The 17,515-nt window shown below is 69.2% G+C and carries 14 protein-coding genes; 7 read left to right on the top strand and 7 right to left on the bottom strand.

What is annotated here, in order from left to right:
• Positions 1-224: 224 nt before the first annotated feature.
• A complete protein-coding gene (locus QRN49_RS04210; protein ID WP_194653069.1) occupies positions 225-1,823 on the bottom strand; it encodes an ABC-F family ATP-binding cassette domain-containing protein in 1,599 nt (532 codons plus the stop codon).
• Positions 1,824-1,938: 115 nt separating this feature from the next.
• Here QRN49_RS04210 and QRN49_RS04205 point away from each other — a divergent pair, with 115 nt between their 5' ends.
• Positions 1,939-2,538 carry a biotin transporter BioY gene (locus QRN49_RS04205; RefSeq protein ID WP_262133008.1) on the top strand — a complete coding sequence of 200 codons (600 nt, stop codon included), beginning with the start codon at positions 1,939-1,941 and terminating at the stop codon, positions 2,536-2,538.
• 285 nt (positions 2,539-2,823) lie between these two features.
• Here QRN49_RS04205 and QRN49_RS04200 read toward each other — a convergent pair whose 3' ends face one another.
• Genes QRN49_RS04200 through sufB form a run of 5 tightly spaced genes read right to left on the bottom strand, consistent with a single transcriptional unit; the run spans position 2,824 to position 7,039 of the window.
• On the bottom strand, positions 2,824-3,153 hold the full coding sequence (locus QRN49_RS04200; RefSeq protein ID WP_017887270.1) for a metal-sulfur cluster assembly factor: 330 nt from the start codon (positions 3,151-3,153) through the stop codon (positions 2,824-2,826).
• On the bottom strand, positions 3,153-3,926 hold the full coding sequence (gene sufC, locus QRN49_RS04195) for a Fe-S cluster assembly ATPase SufC (RefSeq protein ID WP_071403760.1): 774 nt from the start codon (positions 3,924-3,926) through the stop codon (positions 3,153-3,155). Before sufC ends, QRN49_RS04200 begins: the two co-directional genes overlap by 1 nt.
• Positions 3,927-3,983: 57 nt before the next feature.
• A complete protein-coding gene (locus tag QRN49_RS04190) occupies positions 3,984-4,310 on the bottom strand; it encodes a non-heme iron oxygenase ferredoxin subunit (RefSeq protein WP_084740352.1) in 327 nt (108 codons plus the stop codon).
• Positions 4,310-5,620, bottom strand: a complete 1,311-nt coding sequence (sufD, locus tag QRN49_RS04185; RefSeq protein ID WP_284754016.1) for a Fe-S cluster assembly protein SufD — start codon at positions 5,618-5,620, stop codon at positions 4,310-4,312. The genes QRN49_RS04190 and sufD overlap by 1 nt, the downstream gene beginning before the upstream one ends.
• Positions 5,621-7,039 carry a Fe-S cluster assembly protein SufB gene (sufB, locus tag QRN49_RS04180; RefSeq protein WP_071403757.1) on the bottom strand — a complete coding sequence of 473 codons (1,419 nt, stop codon included), beginning with the start codon at positions 7,037-7,039 and terminating at the stop codon, positions 5,621-5,623. It abuts the gene before it with no gap.
• A 251-nt stretch (positions 7,040-7,290) separates the two neighbouring features.
• On the opposite strand from sufB, the gene QRN49_RS04175 reads away from it, so the two are divergent.
• Positions 7,291-8,265, top strand: a complete 975-nt coding sequence (locus QRN49_RS04175) for a COX15/CtaA family protein (RefSeq protein ID WP_071403756.1) — start codon at positions 7,291-7,293, stop codon at positions 8,263-8,265.
• Between the two features lie 455 nt (positions 8,266-8,720).
• On the opposite strand, the gene QRN49_RS04170 is transcribed toward QRN49_RS04175, so the two are convergent.
• Positions 8,721-9,647: a heme o synthase gene (locus QRN49_RS04170; RefSeq protein WP_071403755.1), complete on the bottom strand. Its 927-nt coding sequence runs from the start codon at positions 9,645-9,647 to the stop codon at positions 8,721-8,723.
• Between the two features lie 424 nt (positions 9,648-10,071).
• Between QRN49_RS04170 and tkt the strand changes: the two genes are divergently transcribed.
• The 5 genes from tkt to QRN49_RS04145 all read left to right on the top strand — a co-directional run bounded on the left by tkt (position 10,072) and on the right by QRN49_RS04145 (position 17,514).
• Positions 10,072-12,165: a transketolase gene (tkt, locus tag QRN49_RS04165; RefSeq protein WP_284754015.1), complete on the top strand. Its 2,094-nt coding sequence runs from the start codon at positions 10,072-10,074 to the stop codon at positions 12,163-12,165.
• A gap of 136 nt (positions 12,166-12,301) precedes the next feature.
• On the top strand, positions 12,302-13,414 hold the full coding sequence (gene tal / locus QRN49_RS04160; protein ID WP_284754014.1) for a transaldolase: 1,113 nt from the start codon (positions 12,302-12,304) through the stop codon (positions 13,412-13,414).
• The gene (locus QRN49_RS04155; protein ID WP_284754013.1) at positions 13,414-15,012 is read left to right on the top strand and encodes a phosphoglucose isomerase-related protein; all 1,599 of its coding nucleotides are present in this window, start codon (positions 13,414-13,416) and stop codon (positions 15,010-15,012) included. The genes tal and QRN49_RS04155 overlap by 1 nt, the downstream gene beginning before the upstream one ends.
• A 22-nt stretch (positions 15,013-15,034) precedes the next feature.
• Entirely contained in the window at positions 15,035-16,573 is a 1,539-nt protein-coding gene (gene zwf, locus QRN49_RS04150) for a glucose-6-phosphate dehydrogenase (protein WP_284754012.1), read from the top strand.
• Complete coding sequence (locus QRN49_RS04145) at positions 16,570-17,514, top strand: glucose-6-phosphate dehydrogenase assembly protein OpcA (RefSeq protein WP_027465684.1); 945 nt, start codon at positions 16,570-16,572, stop codon at positions 17,512-17,514. Before zwf ends, QRN49_RS04145 begins: the two co-directional genes overlap by 4 nt.
• The last annotated feature ends 1 nt before the right edge of the window (position 17,515 follow it).

The raw sequence follows: 17,515 nt of genomic DNA, 5'->3' as shown, positions 1-17,515 counted from the left end.
AGCACGCAACGCCGCACCGGATGGCGAAACCGGCACCGTGCGGACGGGAGGCGCGACGCACGACCGGCACCGCGCCTCCAGACCGCACCGTGCGCACCTCGCAACCCCGTGCGCGCTTCCGCGCACCGTGCAGCGCCACAAGCAGGCACCCAGCACACAACGCCGCACCGGATGGCGAACGCGGCACCGTGCGGACGGGCCTCGCCCGACCACACGCGCGGCAACTACGCGAGCTCGATGAGCTCCGCGTAGTCCTTGTTCCAGTGGTCCTCGGTGCCGTCGGGCAGCAGCAGCACACGCTCGGGGTTGAGCGCCTCGACCGCGCCGGCGTCGTGGGACACCAGGACGACCGCACCCTCGAAGCCGGCGAGGGCGTTGAGGATCTCCTCGCGCGAAGCCGGGTCCAGGTTGTTCGTCGGCTCGTCGAGCAGCAGGACGTTCGCGCCGGAGACCACGATCATCGCGAGCGACAGACGGGTCTTCTCTCCACCGGACAGGACCCCGGCCTTCTTGTAGCCGTCGTCGCCGGTGAACAGGAACGAGCCGAGCACCCGACGGGCCTCGGTCTCGTTGAGGTCGGTCGACGCCGACACCATGTTCTCGATCACGGTGCGGTTGATGTCGATGTTCTCGTGCTCCTGGGCGTAGTACCCGATGCGCAGACCGTGACCGGGCTGGATCTCGCCCGTGTCGGGCTTGTCGGCTCCCGCCAGGATGCGCAGCAGCGTCGTCTTGCCCGCACCGTTGAAGCCGAGGATGACCACGCGCGAACCGCGGTCGATCGCCAGGTCGACACCCGCGAAGATCTCGAGCGACCCGTACGACTTCGACAGCCCCTCGGCCATCAGCGGGGTGCGGCCGCACGGGGCCGGCGTGGGGAAGCGGATCTTCGCGACCCGGTCGGCGACACGCTCGTCCTCGAGGCCGGCGAGCAGCTTGTCGGCACGCGCGACCATCTGGTGCGCGGCCGCGGCCTTGGACGCCTTCGCGCCGAACCGAGCGGCCTGGTCCTTGAGCGTGGCGGCCTTCTTCTCGGCGCCCGCGCGCTCCTTGCGGCGGCGCTCCTCGTCGGCGACGCGCTGCCGCTGGTAGAGCTTCCAGCCCATGTTGTAGATGTCGATGGTCTGGCGGTTGGCGTCCAGGTAGAAGACGCGGTTCACGACCTCTTCGACGAGCTCCACGTCGTGGGAGATGATGATGACGCCACCGGGGTAGGTCTTCAGGTGCTCGCGGAGCCACACGACGGAGTCGGCGTCGAGGTGGTTGGTCGGCTCGTCGAGGATCATCGTCTCGGCGTCCGAGAACAGGATCCGGGCGAGCTCGATGCGACGGCGCTGACCACCCGAGAGCGTCTTGAGCTGCTGGTCGAGGATGCGGTCCGGCAGCTTGAGGTTCGAGGCGATCGACGCCGCCTCGGCCTCGGCCGCGTAGCCACCGAGCGCATTGAACTGGTCGTCCAGGCGGCTGTAGCGGCGCATCGCCTTCTCGGCCACGGCCGCGTCGTCGCTCGCCATGTCGAGGGTCGCGAGGCGGATGCCCTCCACGAGCTCACCGAGCCCACGGGCGTCGAGGATGCGCTTCCGCGCGGTCTCCTCCGGGTCGCCGGAGCGGGGGTCCTGCGGCAGGTAGCCGATCTCCCCGCCGCGGTCGATCGTGCCGCCGTTCGGCTGCGTCTCGCCCGCGAGGGCCTTGGTCATCGTCGTCTTCCCCGCGCCGTTGCGGCCGACGAGTCCGATCTTGTCGCCCTTCTCGACACGGAAGGACACTTCTTCCATGAGGAGACGAGCTCCGACGCGGATCTCGAGTTCGTGCACGGCAAGCACAGTGGACGTCCAATCAGTTGGTGGGTTTGCACAACGGTGTGTGCGTGAGGTGCACCGCTACGCTGACGGGACCGATGGTTCCGAACGGAACCAGCAGTCCATTCTAGGAGAATCCATGACGAACGCCACCGGGTTCGCTCCCCGCGCAGTCCTCGCCGACCGTCTGCGCACGCACGGGCTGGCCACCGACGCCGCCCTCGTCGCCGGCGGAGCCCTGTTCACCGCCGCGATGGCGCAGCTCGAGGTCCCGATGTGGCCGGTCCCGATCACCGGGCAGACGCTGGCCGTCGTGCTCGTCGGCGCGACCCTCGGCGCACGCCGCGGCATGCTCTCGCTGCTCGTCTACGCCGTCGCCGGACTCGCGGGTGCCCCGTTCTTCGCCGACATGCAGGGCGGCCTGCAGGCCCTCGCCCTGCCGAGCTTCGGGTACGTCATCGGGTTCATCCCCGCCGCCGGCCTCGTCGGCTGGCTCGCCCGTCGCAACTGGGACCGCAACGTCGGCCGCGCCGCGGTCGCGATGCTGCTCGCGAGTGCCATCCCGTTCGTGACCGGCCTGCCGTACCTGGCCGTGGCGCTCGGCCAGCTCGGCGCCCCGAACGACGTCCAGTCGGTGCTCACCGCCGGCCTGTACCCGTTCATCGTCGGTGGCATCGCCAAGGCCCTCATCGCCGCCGGCATCCTGCCGCTGGCGTGGAAGGCCGTCGGCCGCCGCTGAGGCCTCGCACGAGAACGGCCCCGCACCTGATCGGTGCGGGGCCGTTCTGCGTCCGGTGCGTGCGGGCAGGCGGGCTGGAGCGGTCACGACTCCCCGCCGCCCGGACGCCGAGTGGTCGCGTTCTGTCGTCTGGCGTGCGGTCAGCCGACAGAACGTGACCACTCGGCGAACGTGAGCGGGTGGTCGCGACCGATCGGCGGCGCGCCCCGCGCGTGGCGTGCGCACAGACGGACGGGAGGCGCGGTGCCAGCTGGCACCGCGCCTCCCGTCCGTGGTGGGTCGCGACTAGATCGCGAACCCGAGGGCGCGCATCATCTCGCGCCCGTCGTCGGTGATCCGTTCCGGCCCCCACGGCGGCATCCAGACCCAGTTGATCCGGAAGGCGTCCACGATGCCGTCGAGGGCGTTCGCTGTGTCACCCTCGATGACGTCGGTCAGGGGGCAGCCGGCGCTCGTGAGCGTCATGCTGATGACGAGCGCGTTGGCGTCGTCGTCCCAGGCGAGGTCGTAGATCAGGCCGAGGTCGACGATGTTCACGCCGAGTTCCGGGTCCTGGACCTCCTTCAGGCCCTCGACGACCTCGTCGAACTTGTCGGGGGCGAGTGCGGCGATCATCAGGCCTGCGCCTCGGCGGCGGCGACCTGCACGTAGCGGTCGTAGCCCTCGTTCTCGAGGCGGTCGGCGAGCTCGGGGCCGCCCTGCTCCGCGATCTTGCCGGCGACGAACACGTGCACGAAGTCCGGCTTGATGTAGCGGAGGATGCGCGTGTAGTGCGTGATGAGCAGCACACCGAGGCCGGTCGCGGCCTTGGCGCGGTTGACGCCCTCGGAGACGATCTTCAGCGCGTCGACGTCGAGGCCGGAGTCGGTCTCGTCGAGGACGGCGAACTTCGGCTTGAGGAGCTCGAGCTGCATGATCTCGTGGCGCTTCTTCTCGCCACCGGAGAAGCCCTCGTTGACGTTGCGCTCGGCGAACGACGAGTCCATCTTCAGGTCGGCCATCGACTGGCGGAGTTCCTTGATCCAGCCACGGAGCGCCGGAGCCTCACCGTCGATCGCCGTCTTGGCGGTGCGGAGGAAGTTCGACACCGTGACGCCGGGGATCTCGACCGGGTACTGCATCGCCAGGAACATGCCGGCACGGGCACGCTCGTCGACGCTCATCGCGAGGACGTCCTCGCCGTCGAGGGTGATGGTGCCACCGACGACGTTGTACCGCGGGTGACCGGCGATCGTGTACGCCAGGGTGGACTTGCCGGAGCCGTTCGGCCCCATGATCGCGTGGATCTCGCCCTCGTTGATGGTGAGGTCGACACCCTTCAGGATCTCCTTGGTGCCCTGATCGGTGTCGATCGAGACCTTGAGGTCACGGATTTCCAGAGTGGACATTGCGTTCCTTCGGTTGCAGCTGTGTGCGGCGTCAGCCGCGGGAAGTGTTGGGGGTGCTCAGTCGACCGGGACGACGTCCTGCACGTCGACGTAGACGTCGCCGTCGCGGACCTCGACCCGGAAGACCGGGACGGGCTCGTAGGCCGGGAAGTTCTGCGGCTTGCCGGTCGCCAGTGAGAAGCGGGACCCGTGGGCCCAGCACTCCAGCGAGTCACCCTCGACGAAGCCCTCGGCCAGCGAGATGTCGCCGTGCGTGCAGGTGTCGCCGATGGCGTGGACCGTGCCGGACGAGTCCTTCACGATCGCGACCGCCGTGCCGTCGACGACCACCCGCATCGGGCTGTCCACCGCGATGTCGGCTTCGGCGCAGACCTTCTCGGCCATCAGGCGGTTGCCTCCGCGCCGTCGGACGGCGCGGCGGCGGCCTGTGCGTCGCTCGCCTCGGCCGGTGCGGCGATGACCGAACGGCCCTCGGCCAGCTCCTGCTCGACCGCGGCGATGAGGCGTTCCTCGAGCTCGGGCGCACCGATCTTCTGGATGACCTCGACCAGGAAGCCGAGCACGACGAGGCGCCGCGCTTCTTCTTCCGGGACGCCGCGGGACTGCAGGTAGAACAGCTGCTCGTCGTCGAAGCGACCGGTCGCACTCGCGTGGCCGGCGCCCTCGATGTTGCCCGTCTCGATCTCGAGGTTCGGGATGCTGTCGGCACGGGTGCCGTCCGTCAGCACGAGGTTGCGGTTCTGCTCGTACGAGTCGGTGCCGTCACCGGCGCGGCCGATCAGGACGTCGCCGATCCAGACGGTGTGCGCGCCCTGGCCCTGCAGCGCGCCCTTGTAGTTGACCCGACCGCGCGTGTTCGGCGCGTCGTGGTTCACGTAGACCTGCTGCTCGATGTACTGGCCGGCGTCGGCGAAGTACACGCCGTACATCTCCGTGTCAGCGCCCTGCGCACCGAGGTGCGTCGAGGGGTTGACGCGGATGACGTCGCCGCCGAGCGAGACCACGACGTGCTTGAGGAAGGCATCGCGGCCGACCTCGGCGAAGTGGGTCGAGACGTGCACGGCGTCGTCGTCCCAGTCCTGCAGGCTGACGACGGTCAGTCGTGCGTTCTGCTGCGCGACGATCTCGATGTTCTCGCTCAGCAGGGCGCTGCCGCGGTTGTCGAGCACGACGATGCCCTGGGAGTTCGGCTCGGCCGTGATGACCGTGTGCGCAGCGCGGGGCTGCGACCCGAAGTCGGAACGGGTCACGGTGATGAACTCGTGCGCTTCGGTGGCCTTGATCGTGATCGCCAGGACCGCGTCACGGGCGGTCCAGGCTGCGGCCGAGGCGCGGTCCTCGGGCAGGCCGGCGGAGCCGACGCGGGGGTCGTCGCTGCGGCCCCACTCGACGTCGGCACCGTCGGACTGACGGGCGAGGTACGGGTAGGCGGATCCGTCGAGCGCGCCGTCCAGCAGCGGCTGGAGCTTGGCGAGCGGCGCGAACTTCCAGTTGACCTCTCGGCCGGTGACCTTCGGGAACGCCTCGACGTCGCCGGACTGGAACCGCTCGGAGCGGGTCTGGACCGGCACCTTCTTGTCGGGGGCGTCCCAGCCGCCGTCGGAGTGGGCTCCGGCGCCGTGCTGGGTGCCGCCCTGCGCTGCGGCAGCGGGCTCGATCGGCTGGTCGATGTGGGGAGGGGTGGTGCTGGACATCTAGCCGACGGATCCTTCCATGCTCATCTCGATGAGCTTGTTGAGTTCGAGTGCGTACTCCATCGGGAGCTCGCGGGCGATCGGCTCGATGAAGCCACGGACGATCATCGCCATCGCCTCGTCCTCGGCCATGCCGCGGGACATGAGGTAGAAGAGCTGCTCCTCGCTGACACGCGAGACCGTGGCCTCGTGTCCCAGCTGCACGTCGTCGACACGGATGTCGATCGCCGGGTAGGTGTCGCTCCGGCTGATCGTGTCGACCAGCAGGGCGTCGCAGCGCACGGTGTTGGCGGCGTGGTGCGCGGCCGGGTCGACCCGGACCTCACCGCGGTAGCCCGCACGACCGCCACCACGGGCGATCGACTTCGAGACGATCGACGACGTCGTGTACGGCGCCATGTGGATCATCTTCGCGCCGGCGTCCTGGTGCTGACCGGGGCCCGCGAAGGCGACGGAGAGCGTCTCGCCCTTGGCGTGCTCGCCGGCGAGGTAGATCGACGGGTACTTCATCGTGACCTTGGACCCGATGTTGCCGTCGATCCACTCCATCGTCGCGCCCTCGTGTGCGATCGCACGCTTGGTGACGAGGTTGTAGACGTTGTTCGACCAGTTCTGGATCGTCGTGTACCGAACGCGGGCGTTCTTCTTCACGATGATCTCGACGACGGCCGAGTGCAGCGAGTCGGACTTGTAGATCGGGGCGGTGCAGCCCTCGATGTAGTGGACGTACGAGTCCTCGTCCGCGATGATCAGCGTCCGCTCGAACTGGCCCATGTTCTCGGTGTTGATCCGGAAGTAGGCCTGCAGCGGGATCTCGACGTGGACGCCCTTCGGGACGTAGACGAACGAGCCACCGGACCAGACGGCCGTGTTCAGCGCGGCGAACTTGTTGTCGCCGGCCGGGATCACGGTGCCGAAGTACTCCTCGAACAGCTCCGGGTGCTCACGGAGCGCCGTGTCGGTGTCCATGAAGATGACGCCCTGCTGCTCCAGGTCCTCGCGGATCTGGTGGTAGACGACCTCGGACTCGTACTGCGCGGCGACGCCGGCGACGAGGCGCTGGCGCTCGGCCTCGGGGATGCCGAGCTTCTCGTAGGTCGCACGGATGTCCTCGGGGAGGTCTTCCCACGATTGCGCCTGCTTCTCCGTGGAACGCACGAAGTACTTGATGTTGTCGAAGTCGATGCCCGTCAGGTCGGCACCCCACGTCGGCATCGGCTTGCGGCCGAAGAGCGACAGCCCCTTGAGGCGGTTCTTCAGCATCCACTCGGGCTCGTCCTTGAGGTTCGAGATGTCGGTGACGACCTCTTCCGAGATCCCACGACGGGCGGAGGACCCTGCCGAGTCGGAGTCGGACCAGCCGAACTCGTATTGGCCGAGCCCTTCGAGCTCGGGACGGTCGATGAGCACGTCGGACATGGTCTCCTCGTTTCCTTCTCGCGGGACAGCGTTACAGGTGTGAACCCGTGGCGTCTGGACGCCATTCCACCGCGGACCGCTGACATGCGGACCGGGTGCTGCTCCCTCGCAACGACAATGGTTCCACGCAGTCCGTGGGTTGATCGGCGATCTCGGCCCATTCGGAGCCGGCGCCTGCCTAGACTTGACTGCTGCTGAACCCTCGAATCCTACAGGTTCACTGCACGGAACAACAGGAAGGCACCACCCTCGTGACACGCGTCGGATCCCCCGTCGAGCAGGATCTCCGGACCGGACGGTGGTGGTCGCTCCCCCGCGTGGTCGACCGTCGCGTGGTCGCACTGGCCTGGGCGTCCTTCGTGGTCGAGGTCGTGCTGATCGGCACCGGAGGCCTGGTGCGCCTCACCGCCTCGGGCCTCGGATGCCCCACCTGGCCCAAGTGCACGGCGGATTCGCTCGTCTCCACGCCGGAGATGGGCATCCACGGCATCATCGAGTTCGGCAACCGTCTGCTCACCTTCGTGCTCGTGATCGTGGCCGTCGCGATGTTCCTCGCGGTCGTCCGGATGCTCCGGACGCGCCCCGAACTCTTCTGGCTGGCGTTCGCTCAGGGCGTCGCGATCCCGGTGCAGGCCGTCATCGGCGGCATGAGCGTCTGGACGAACCTGAACCCCTTCGTGGTCGGGCTGCACTTCGTCGTCTCCGCCGCCCTCACCTCGGTGACCGCTGCGCTGGTCTACCGCACGACGCACGGCCCGCGCACCGCCCAGCGGCTCGTCCCGCGCTGGTACACGGGTGTCGTCCGCGGCACCGTCGCCGCCGTCGTCGTGACCGTGCTCGTCGGCATCCTGACCACCGGCAGCGGCCCGCACGCCGGAGCCGACGCCGCGGTCGACGGTGGACGCCTGCACCGCACCGGGTTCGACCCCGCGGTCATGGAGCACGTGCACGCCTGGCCCGCGTACGCCCTCTTCGCCCTGACCCTGGTGCTCGTCATCGGAGCCGTCCGCCTGGGCCGCCCGAGCAAGTGGCCACTGCTGCTGCTCGTCGTCGAGTTCCTGCAGATCGCTGTCGGGCTGACGCAGGCGCGAACGGGTCTGCCCGTGGGGCTCGTCGGCACGCACATGGTGCTCGCCGGGCTGCTCGTCGGAGCGGTGACCGCCGTGGTGCTGTCGACGCGGGCCTCGGCCGGCCGAGACGCCGTCCGGGAACCCATCGACGCCTGACGCCCGGGCGCGTCGCGCGCTCGACACCGGTTCTCCGACACCCCGCGAGTCGTTCGACTCGTGGGGTGTCGCGTTCGCGGTGGACGTGGCCGGCGGGCGCCACGCTGCTGACGCGGAACGACACCGCCGACGTCGCACGACACCGAATTCGTCGCTCGACATCCGCACCACGCGCGGTCCGCAGCGGCTCGCGTCCGCCCCGCGGCCGACGGCGGCAACGCCGGACGGGAGGCCCGTGGCGGGCCCGCACCGCGCCTCCAGGCCGCCTCGTGCCCGACGCAGGACGCCGGTGTCCTGCCGAGACGCCGCCGAACGCGCGAGACGCCGCCGGGTTCAGCGGCGTCTCGGCGGGGTGGCGGCGTCGTGCCGACACGACGGCGTCAACTGGACACGACGCCGTCACCTGGACACGACGGCGTCTTGCGGACCGAACGAGCGGGCGCCCGCTCGACCGCCTAGAAGGTGAAGACCTGCGGCAGCAGCGGGTCGATGCCCACGGCGATGAAGAGCAGCGTCAGGTACGTGATCGAGCTGTGGAAGACCCGCATCGGCTGCACGTGCTCGACGTGCTGGATGGCCCGCGAGTACAGGCGGTGCGACTCGACGACGAACCAGATGCCGCCGGCCAGCGCGACGACCGTGTAGAGCGGCCCCATGTGCCCGACCGGGATGAGCAGGAGCGAGCAGACGAGCGTCGCCCACGCGTAGAGCACGACCTGGAGGCCGACGACGGTGCGGCCACGGACCACGGCGAGCATCGGCACGTCGGCCGCGTCGTAGTCGTCGCGGTACTTCATCGACAGCGGCCAGTAGTGCGGCGGCGTCCACAGGAAGATCACCATGAACAGGATGACCGGGGTCCAGGTCAGCGACCCGGTGACGCCCGCCCAGCCGATGAGCACGGGCATGCAGCCGGCCGAGCCGCCCCACACGATGTTCTGCGGGGTGCGGCGCTTGAGCCACAGCGTGTAGACGAACACGTAGATGAGGATCGCGATGACGCTCAGCGCGGCGGCGAGCCAGTTCACCAGGAACCCGAGCACCGCGGTCGACAGGATGCCGAGCACCCACGAGAACACGAGGGCCTCGCGGTCGGACAGTTCACCGGTGACCAGCGGGCGGGTGCTCGTCCGCTTCATCAGCCGGTCGATGTCGCGGTCGATGTAGCAGTTGAAGGCCGACGCCGAACCGGCCGACATCGCTCCGCCGAGCATCGTCCAGAAGACGAGCCACAGGTCGGGGACGCCGCGTTCGGCGAGGAACATCGTCGGCGCCGTGGTGACGAGCAGCAGCTCCATCACGCGCGGCTTCGTCAACGAGACGTACGCACGGACCTTGCGGGACAGCGGCGATCGGGGTCGATCGGTGTCGGGCCGGGTCACGGTGGCAGTCGGCAAGAGAACCTCAGTCTGTTCGCATCAGCTCGCACACTCGGTGGACGACTGCGACGGCGTCCGGGCATGCGCTGACCCGGAATGTCCACGGGTCCCGATCAGTTTACGGGATGGAAGCGCCGCGACGGTGCCCCGCTCCGACATCCCGGCGTGATCCGGACGCGCTCGACACGCCCGGATCGACCGTCGACAGCCACCCCGGTGTGAACATCGGGGGTCACCTGAACCCCTTCTGAGTACCGGGTCACTATGCTGGACACGCCCTCCCGCAGTGCGCGCCCCGATGACGTCGGCCGCGATGAGCCGGTCGGCCGCCGCTAGACGGCGACACGACTCGGCCCCGGGATGGCCACATGTCCGTGCGATGGCACGAGCCCTCGCACATGTCGCATCAAGAAGGGTCAACATCCAAGTGGCTGAATTCACCTGGGACGCCATCGACCGGAAGGCCGTCGACACGGCCCGCGTTCTCGCCGCCGACTCGGTCGAGGCCGCCGGCAACGGTCACCCCGGCACCGCGATGAGCCTCGCTCCGCTCGCCCACCTGCTCTTCCAGAAGGTGATGCGTCGCGACCCGAGCGACTCCACCTGGATCGGCCGCGACCGCTTCATCCTCTCCGCCGGTCACGCCTCGATCCTCCAGTACGTGCAGTTCTACCTGCACGGCTACGGGCTCGAGATCGACGACCTGCAGCACCTTCGCAAGTGGGGCTCGAAGACCCCGGGTCACCCGGAGTACGGCCACACCGACGGTGTCGAGATCACCACGGGCCCGCTCGGCCAGGGCCTCGCGTCCTCGGTCGGCTTCGCCTACGCCCAGCGCTTCGAGCGCGGCCTGTTCGACCCGGAGACCCCGGCCGGCCAGTCGCCGTTCGACCACTACACCTACGTGATCGCCGGCGACGGTGACATGCAGGAAGGCGTGACGAACGAGTCCGGCTCGCTCGCAGGCCGTCAGCAGCTCGGCAACCTCATCGCGTTCTACGACTCGAACCAGATCTCGATCGAGGACAACACCGACATCGCGTTCTCGGAGAGCGTCGCCGACCGCTACGAGGCGCTCGGCTGGCACGTCCAGATCGTCGACTGGAAGAAGACCGGCGAGTACTCCGAGGACGTCGAGGAGCTCCACGCCGCGATCGAGGCCGCCAAGCAGGTCACCGACAAGCCGTCGCTCATCGTCCTCAAGACGATCATCGGCTGGCCGTCGCCGACCAAGCAGAACTCGGGCAAGATCCACGGCTCGGCGCTCGGCGCCGACGAGATCAAGGGTCTCAAGGAGATCCTCGGCTTCGACACCGACAAGACCTTCGAGGTCGCCCCCGAGGTCCTCGAGTACACCCGCGGCGCCGTCGCCAAGGGCCAGGCCGAGCACGCCGAGTGGCAGAAGTCCTTCGACGCGTGGGCCGCGGCCAACGCCGACAAGAAGGCGCTGTTCGACCGTGTCCAGTCGAAGGAGCTCCCGGAGGGCCTCGAAGCAGCGCTCCCGGTCTTCCCGACCGACAAGGCCGTCTCGACCCGCGCCGCTTCCGGCAAGGTCATCAACGCCATCGCGCCGCTGATGCCCGAGTTCTGGGGCGGTTCGGCCGACCTCGCCGAGTCGAACCTCACCACGATCGAGGGTGCCAAGTCCTTCGGTCCGGCCGAGGCCTCGACGTCGACGTGGAGCACCGACCCATACGGCCGCGTGCTGCACTTCGGCATCCGCGAGCACGCCATGGGCTCGATCCTCAACGGCATCGTCCTGCACGGGAACACCCGCCCCTTCGGTGGCACGTTCCTGATCTTCAGCGACTACATGCGTCCCGCGGTCCGTCTCGCCGCGCTCATGCAGGCGCCGGCGATCTACGTCTGGACCCACGACTCCATCGCCCTCGGCGAGGACGGCCCGACGCACCAGCCGATCGAGCAGGTCTCGTCGCTCCGTGCGATCCCCGGTCTCGACGTCGTCCGCCCGGCCGACGCGAACGAGGTCGCGTACGCGTGGCTCGAGATGCTCAAGCACACCGACCGCCCGGCCGGCATCGCGCTGAGCCGTCAGAACCTCCCCGTGTTCGAGCGTGGCGAGGGTGACGCGACCGGTGAGGTCTTCGCTTCGGCGAAGAACGTCGCCAAGGGTGCGTACATCCTGGCCGAGGCGCCCAACGGCACCCCGGACGTCATCCTCATCGCGACCGGTTCCGAGGTCCAGATCGCGGTCGATGCTCGCGAGCAGCTCAAGGCCGAGGGCATCAACGCCCGCGTCGTGAGCGCGCCGTCGATCGAGTGGTTCCGCGCCCAGTCCGAGAACTACCAGGACCAGGTGCTCCCGAAGGACGTCACCGCTCGCGTGTCGGTCGAGGCCGGCATCGCCATGAGCTGGCGCGACATCGTCGGCGACAAGGGCCGCAGCGTCTCGATCGAGCACTTCGGTGCCTCGGCCGACTACCAGACGCTCTTCAAGGAGTTCGGCTTCACGACGGAGCACGTGGTGGCCGCCGCGAAGGAATCGATCGCAGCTTCCTGACCTGCAAGGGCCGGGTCCGGTTTCCGGATCCGGCCCTTCTTCCGGGAGGCCCGGCTCGGTTCCGCCACGGGCCTCCCGTCCCCGAAACCCCGACTCACGGTCCTCGGACCCGTCGATGAAAGAAGAAGAGAAACACATGGCTGAGAACACCCCCACCGCCGCCCTCTCCGCGGTCGGCGTGAGCATCTGGCTCGACGACCTCTCCCGCGAGCTCCTCGAGACCGGCAAGCTCACCGAGCTCATCGAGCAGAAGAACGTCGTCGGCGTGACGACGAACCCGACGATCTTCGCGTCGGCCCTCGCCAAGGGCGAGCGCTACGACTCGCAGGTCAAGGAACTCGCCGCTGCGGGCACCGACGTCACCGATGCGATCTTCGAGATCACCACGCAGGACGTCGCGAACGCTTCCGACGTCTTCAAGCCGATCTACGACGAGACCAAGGGCTTCGACGGCCGCGTCTCGATCGAGGTCGAGCCGGGCCTCGCGCACGACACCGCCAAGACCATCGAGCAGGCCAAGTTCCTGTTCGAGAAGGTCGGCAAGGAGAACGTCCTCATCAAGATCCCGGCGACGCTCGAGGGTCTCGAGGCGATCACCGAGGTCATCGGCGCCGGCATCTCCGTCAACGTCACCCTGATCTTCTCGCTCGAGCGCTACCGCGCCGTCATCGACGCCTACCTCGGTGGGCTCGAGAAGGCCAAGGCCGCTGGCCACGACCTCTCCAAGATCCACTCGGTCGCGTCCTTCTTCGTGTCGCGCGTCGACTCCGAGATCGACCAGCGCCTGGACGCCGTCGGCACCGACGAGGCCAAGGCCCTCAAGTCGAAGGCCGGCATCGCCAACGCGCAGCTCGCGTACCAGGTCTGGACCGAGGCGTTCGCCTCCGAGCGTGCCCTCGGCCTGCTCGAGTCCGGCGCCAACACGCAGCGTCCGCTCTGGGCCTCGACCGGTGTCAAGGACCCGTCGCTCCCCGACACGCTCTACGTGACCGAGCTCGCCGCCCCGAACACCGTCAACACGATGCCGGGCAAGACGCTCGACGCCACGTTCGACCACGGTGAGATCCACGGCGACGCCATCGCCGGCACGTTCGACCAGGCGCAGCAGGTCCTCGACCAGCTCGCCGCACAGGGCGTCGACTACGACGAGGTCGTCGCACTGCTCGAGAAGGAGGGCGTGGACAAGTTCATCGTCTCCTGGGGCGAGCTCGTCGACACCGTCAAGGCAGCGCTCGAGGGCGCCAAGTAGTGACGGTTTCCATCGCAGCCAGCGGCGGCGCCGCGCGGGCCATCGAACAGGTGGTCCCGCGGCTCGTCGCTGACCTGGTGGCCTCGGGCATCACCGCCCAGGACGCCGATCTGTGGGGAACCACCGCCGAGGCCGAGGCGTCGAAGCGCCTCGGCTGGGTGGAGGCCGTGTCGGTCTCCCGCCCGCTCGTCGCCGAGGTGACCGCGCTGCGCGAGTCGCTCCGTGCCGAAGGGGTCGACCACGTCGTCCTCGCCGGCATGGGCGGCTCGTCCCTCGCACCCGAGGTCATCACGCGCACCGCCGGCGTGCCCCTCACGGTCCTCGACTCGACCGACCCCGCACAGGTCCGCGCGGCCGTGACGACCGACCTCGAGCGCACCGTGCTCGTGGTCTCGTCGAAGTCCGGCTCGACGCTCGAGACCGATTCGCAGCGCCGTGTCTACGAGCAGGCCTTCCGCGACGCCGGCATCGACCCGGCCCGCCGCATCGTCGTCGTCACCGACCCGGGCTCCGCGCTCGAGGCCGCTGCGATCGACGCCGGCTACCGCGTCTTCACCGCCGATCCCACGGTCGGTGGCCGCTACTCCGCGCTCACCGCCTTCGGCCTCGTGCCGTCCGGGCTCGCGGGAGCGGACATCGCTGAGCTCCTCGACGAGGCCGACGCGATCTCCGCGCTGCTCTCGGTCGACCTGGACGAGAACCCCGGGCTCGTGCTCGGTGCGGTCCTCGCCGGCACAGAGCCGCTGCGCGACAAGATCGCCATCGTGCCCGACGGCACGCACATCGTCGGTTTCGGCGACTGGGTCGAACAGCTGATCGCGGAGTCGACCGGCAAGGACGGCCGCGGTCTGCTGCCCGTCGTGCTGCACGCGCACTCCCCCGAGGTCACCGCCGGCCTGCCGGACGTCCAGGTCATCCGCCTGGTCGGTTCGCGCGAGGACGAGCGTCACGTGGCCGAGGGCGAGGTCGAGATCACCGGCACGCTCGGTGGCCAGATCCTCGTCTGGGAGTACGCCGTCGCGGTCGCCGGTCGCCTGCTCGGCATCAACCCGTTCGACCAGCCCGACGTCGAGGCCGCCAAGGTCGCGACCCGCGCGCTCCTCGACGACCGCCCCGTTGCGGCGCAGCCCGCCTTCTCCGAGGACGGCATCGCCGTCCACGCGACGCCCGGACTCGCGGTCGGTGCGACGCTCTCGGAAGCCGTGTCGGGCCTCCTGTCCGCACTCGACCCGACCGGCTACGTGTCGGTGCAGGCGTACGTCGACCGCACCACCAACAGCGGTCTGGAGTCGCTGCGCGACGCGATCGCGGCGCGCACGGAGCGCCCCGTCACCTTCGGGTACGGCCCCCGTTTCCTGCACTCGACCGGCCAGTACCACAAGGGCGGCCCCGCCACGGGAGTGTTCCTGCAGATCGTGGCCGACGAGGCGGAGGACCTGGCGATCCCGGGTCGGCCGTTCACGTTCGGGCAGCTCCTCCGGGCCCAGGCAGCCGGCGACGCGAGCGTCCTCGCCGAGCACGGCCGGCCGGTCCTCACCCTCACGACGTCGGACGTCCACGCCGCCACCGCGGCGATCGCGTCCGCCGTCTCCCACTGACTCGTAAGGAGTTCACCGACTCATGTCACCGGTGGCAATCACCCCGGAGCACAACCCGCTCCGGCTGCCGACGGATCGTCGACTGAACCGGATCGCGGGACCGAGCACGCTCATCATCTTCGGCGTGACGGGCGACCTGTCACGCAAGAAGCTGATGCCCGCGGTCTACGACCTGGCCAACCGGGGGCTCCTGCCCCCGGGGTTCGCGCTCGTCGGGTTCGCTCGTCGCGACTGGGAGGACCAAGACTTCTCCCAGCTCGTCCACGACGCCGTCAAGGAGCACTCGCGCACCCCGTTCGACGAGGACGTCTGGCGTCAGCTCGAACAGGGCATCCGCTTCGTCCAGGGCTCGTTCGACGACCCCGAGGCGTTCCGCGAGCTCAAGCGCACCGTCGACGACCTCGACGCCGAGCGCGGGACGCTTGGCAACCACGCGTTCTACCTGTCCATCCCGCCGAAGATGTTCCCGGTCGTCACCGAGCAGCTGAAGCTGTCCGGGCTGACCGAGAAGCGCGAGGGCTCCTGGAGCCGCGTGGTCGTCGAGAAGCCGTTCGGCTCCGACCTCCGCACCGCGCGCGAGCTCAACGCGATCGTCGAGAGCGTCTTCGCGCCCGACGACGTGTTCCGCATCGACCACTACCTCGGCAAGGAGACCGTCCAGAACCTGCTGACGCTCCGGTTCGCGAACCAGATGTACGAACCCATCTGGAACTCGAACTACGTCGACCACGTGCAGATCACGATGGCCGAGGACATCGGCGTCGCCGGGCGTGCCGCGTACTACGACGGCATCGGTGCGGCGCGCGACGTCATCCAGAACCACCTGCTGCAGCTCCTCGCACTCACCGCGATGGAGGAGCCCGTCTCGTTCAAGGCCGCCGACCTGCGCGCCGAGAAGGAGAAGGCGCTCTCCGCCGTCCGTCTGCCCGAGGACCTGTCGACCGCCACTGCCCGCGGGCAGTACGACGGCGGCTGGCAGGGCGGCGAGAAGGTGCTCGGCTTCCTCGAAGAGGCCGGGATGAACCCGGAGTCCGGTACCGAGACCTACGCGGCGATCAAGCTCGACATCGCGACGCGTCGCTGGCAGGGCGTCCCGTTCTACCTGCGCGCCGGCAAGCGTCTGGGCCGTCGTGTGACCGAGATCGCGATCGTGTTCAAGCGCGTCCCCGAGGACGTCTACGGCAACACGCAGTCCCCGCTCGGCCAGAACGCGCTCGTCATCCGTGTCCAGCCGGACGAGGGCGTCACGCTCCGCTTCGGTTCGAAGGTCCCCGGCGTCGGCACCCAGGTGCGCGACGTGACGATGGACTTCGGCTACGGCCACGCGTTCACCGAAGCATCCCCCGAGGCGTACGAGCGACTCATCCTCGACGTGCTCCTCGGTGACCCGCCGCTGTTCCCGCGGCACCAGGAGGTCGAGCTGTCCTGGAAGATCCTCGACCCCATCGAGGAGTTCTGGGCCACGCAGGGCCAGCCCGAGCAGTACCGTCCCGGCACGTGGGGGCCGGCATCCGCCGACGCCCTGCTCGCCCGCGACGGTCGGACCTGGAGGCGTCCGTGAAGATCGACATGCCCGACACCACGGTGTCGAAGATCCAGAAGAAGCTCGTCCGCATCCGTGAAGAGGGCGGCGCCGTCGCCCTCGGCCGTGTGCTGACCCTCATCATCTCGACGGCCCTCGGTCACGAGGAAGAGGCGATCGAGGCGGCCAACGAGGCGTCCCGCGAGCACCCGATGCGCGTCATCATCGTCTCGAAGAACAGCGGTGACACGAAGTCCCCCGGGCGCCTCGACGCGCAGATCCGTGTCGGCAGCGACGCGGGTGCGAGCGAGGTCATCGTCCTCCGGGCGTACGGCGAGACCGCGACCGACGAGGAGAGCCTGGTCACCGGCCTCCTGCTGCCGGACGCACCCGTCGTTGCCTGGTGGCCGCAGACGGCTCCCGAGCAGCCCGCGGCCTCGGCCCTCGGCCGCATCGCGCAGCGACGGATCACCGACGCGGCCGCGCAGAAGGACCCCAACGGCGCGATCGAGGCACTCGGTGCGTCCTACGTACCGGGTGACACCGACTTCGCGTGGACCCGTCTGACCCTGTGGCGGAACCAGCTCGCCGCGGCGCTCGACCAGCCGCCGTACGAGCCGATCACCGCCGTCGAGGTCTCCGGCGCGTCCGACAGCCCGTCGACGATCCTCCTCGCCGCCTGGCTGCAGCTGCAGCTCCAGGTGCCGGTGTCCGTCGTCACGTCGCCGCGCGCGACGGGGTCGAGCGGCATCCACGGTGTGAAGCTCGTCCGCGAGTCCGGCACCATCGAGCTCGAGCGTTCCCTGGTGGACGTCGCCACGCTCTCGATGCCCGGGCAGCCGACGCACGACCTGTCGCTGCCACGCCGCAACCTGCGCGACTGCCTGGCCGAGGAACTCCGTAGACTCGACCCGGACGTCCTCTTCGGAGACGTCGTCAAGCACGGGGTGCCCCAGCTGCGCGAGACCATCGCCCGCTGAT

Source organism: Curtobacterium sp. ME-Dv--P-122a, assembly GCF_030209645.1.
Classification (GTDB): Bacteria; Actinomycetota; Actinomycetes; order Actinomycetales; family Microbacteriaceae; genus Curtobacterium; species Curtobacterium flaccumfaciens.
This window is presented reverse-complemented; position numbering and strand designations above follow the sequence as displayed.

What these genes read in the sequence shown, in the direction of transcription:
- QRN49_RS04205 (WP_262133008.1), top strand. Translation starts at nt 1,939, where the DNA reads ATGACGAACGCCACCGGGTTCGCTCCCCGCGCAGTCCTCGCCGACCGT.
- QRN49_RS04200 (WP_017887270.1), bottom strand. Translation starts at nt 3,153, where the DNA reads ATGATCGCCGCACTCGCCCCCGACAAGTTCGACGAGGTCGTCGAGGGC.
- sufC (WP_071403760.1), bottom strand. Translation starts at nt 3,926, where the DNA reads ATGTCCACTCTGGAAATCCGTGACCTCAAGGTCTCGATCGACACCGAT.
- QRN49_RS04190 (WP_084740352.1), bottom strand. Translation starts at nt 4,310, where the DNA reads ATGGCCGAGAAGGTCTGCGCCGAAGCCGACATCGCGGTGGACAGCCCG.
- sufD (WP_284754016.1), bottom strand. Translation starts at nt 5,620, where the DNA reads ATGTCCAGCACCACCCCTCCCCACATCGACCAGCCGATCGAGCCCGCT.
- sufB (WP_071403757.1), bottom strand. Translation starts at nt 7,039, where the DNA reads ATGTCCGACGTGCTCATCGACCGTCCCGAGCTCGAAGGGCTCGGCCAA.
- tal (WP_284754014.1), top strand. Translation starts at nt 12,302, where the DNA reads ATGGCTGAGAACACCCCCACCGCCGCCCTCTCCGCGGTCGGCGTGAGC.
- zwf (WP_284754012.1), top strand. Translation starts at nt 15,035, where the DNA reads ATGTCACCGGTGGCAATCACCCCGGAGCACAACCCGCTCCGGCTGCCG.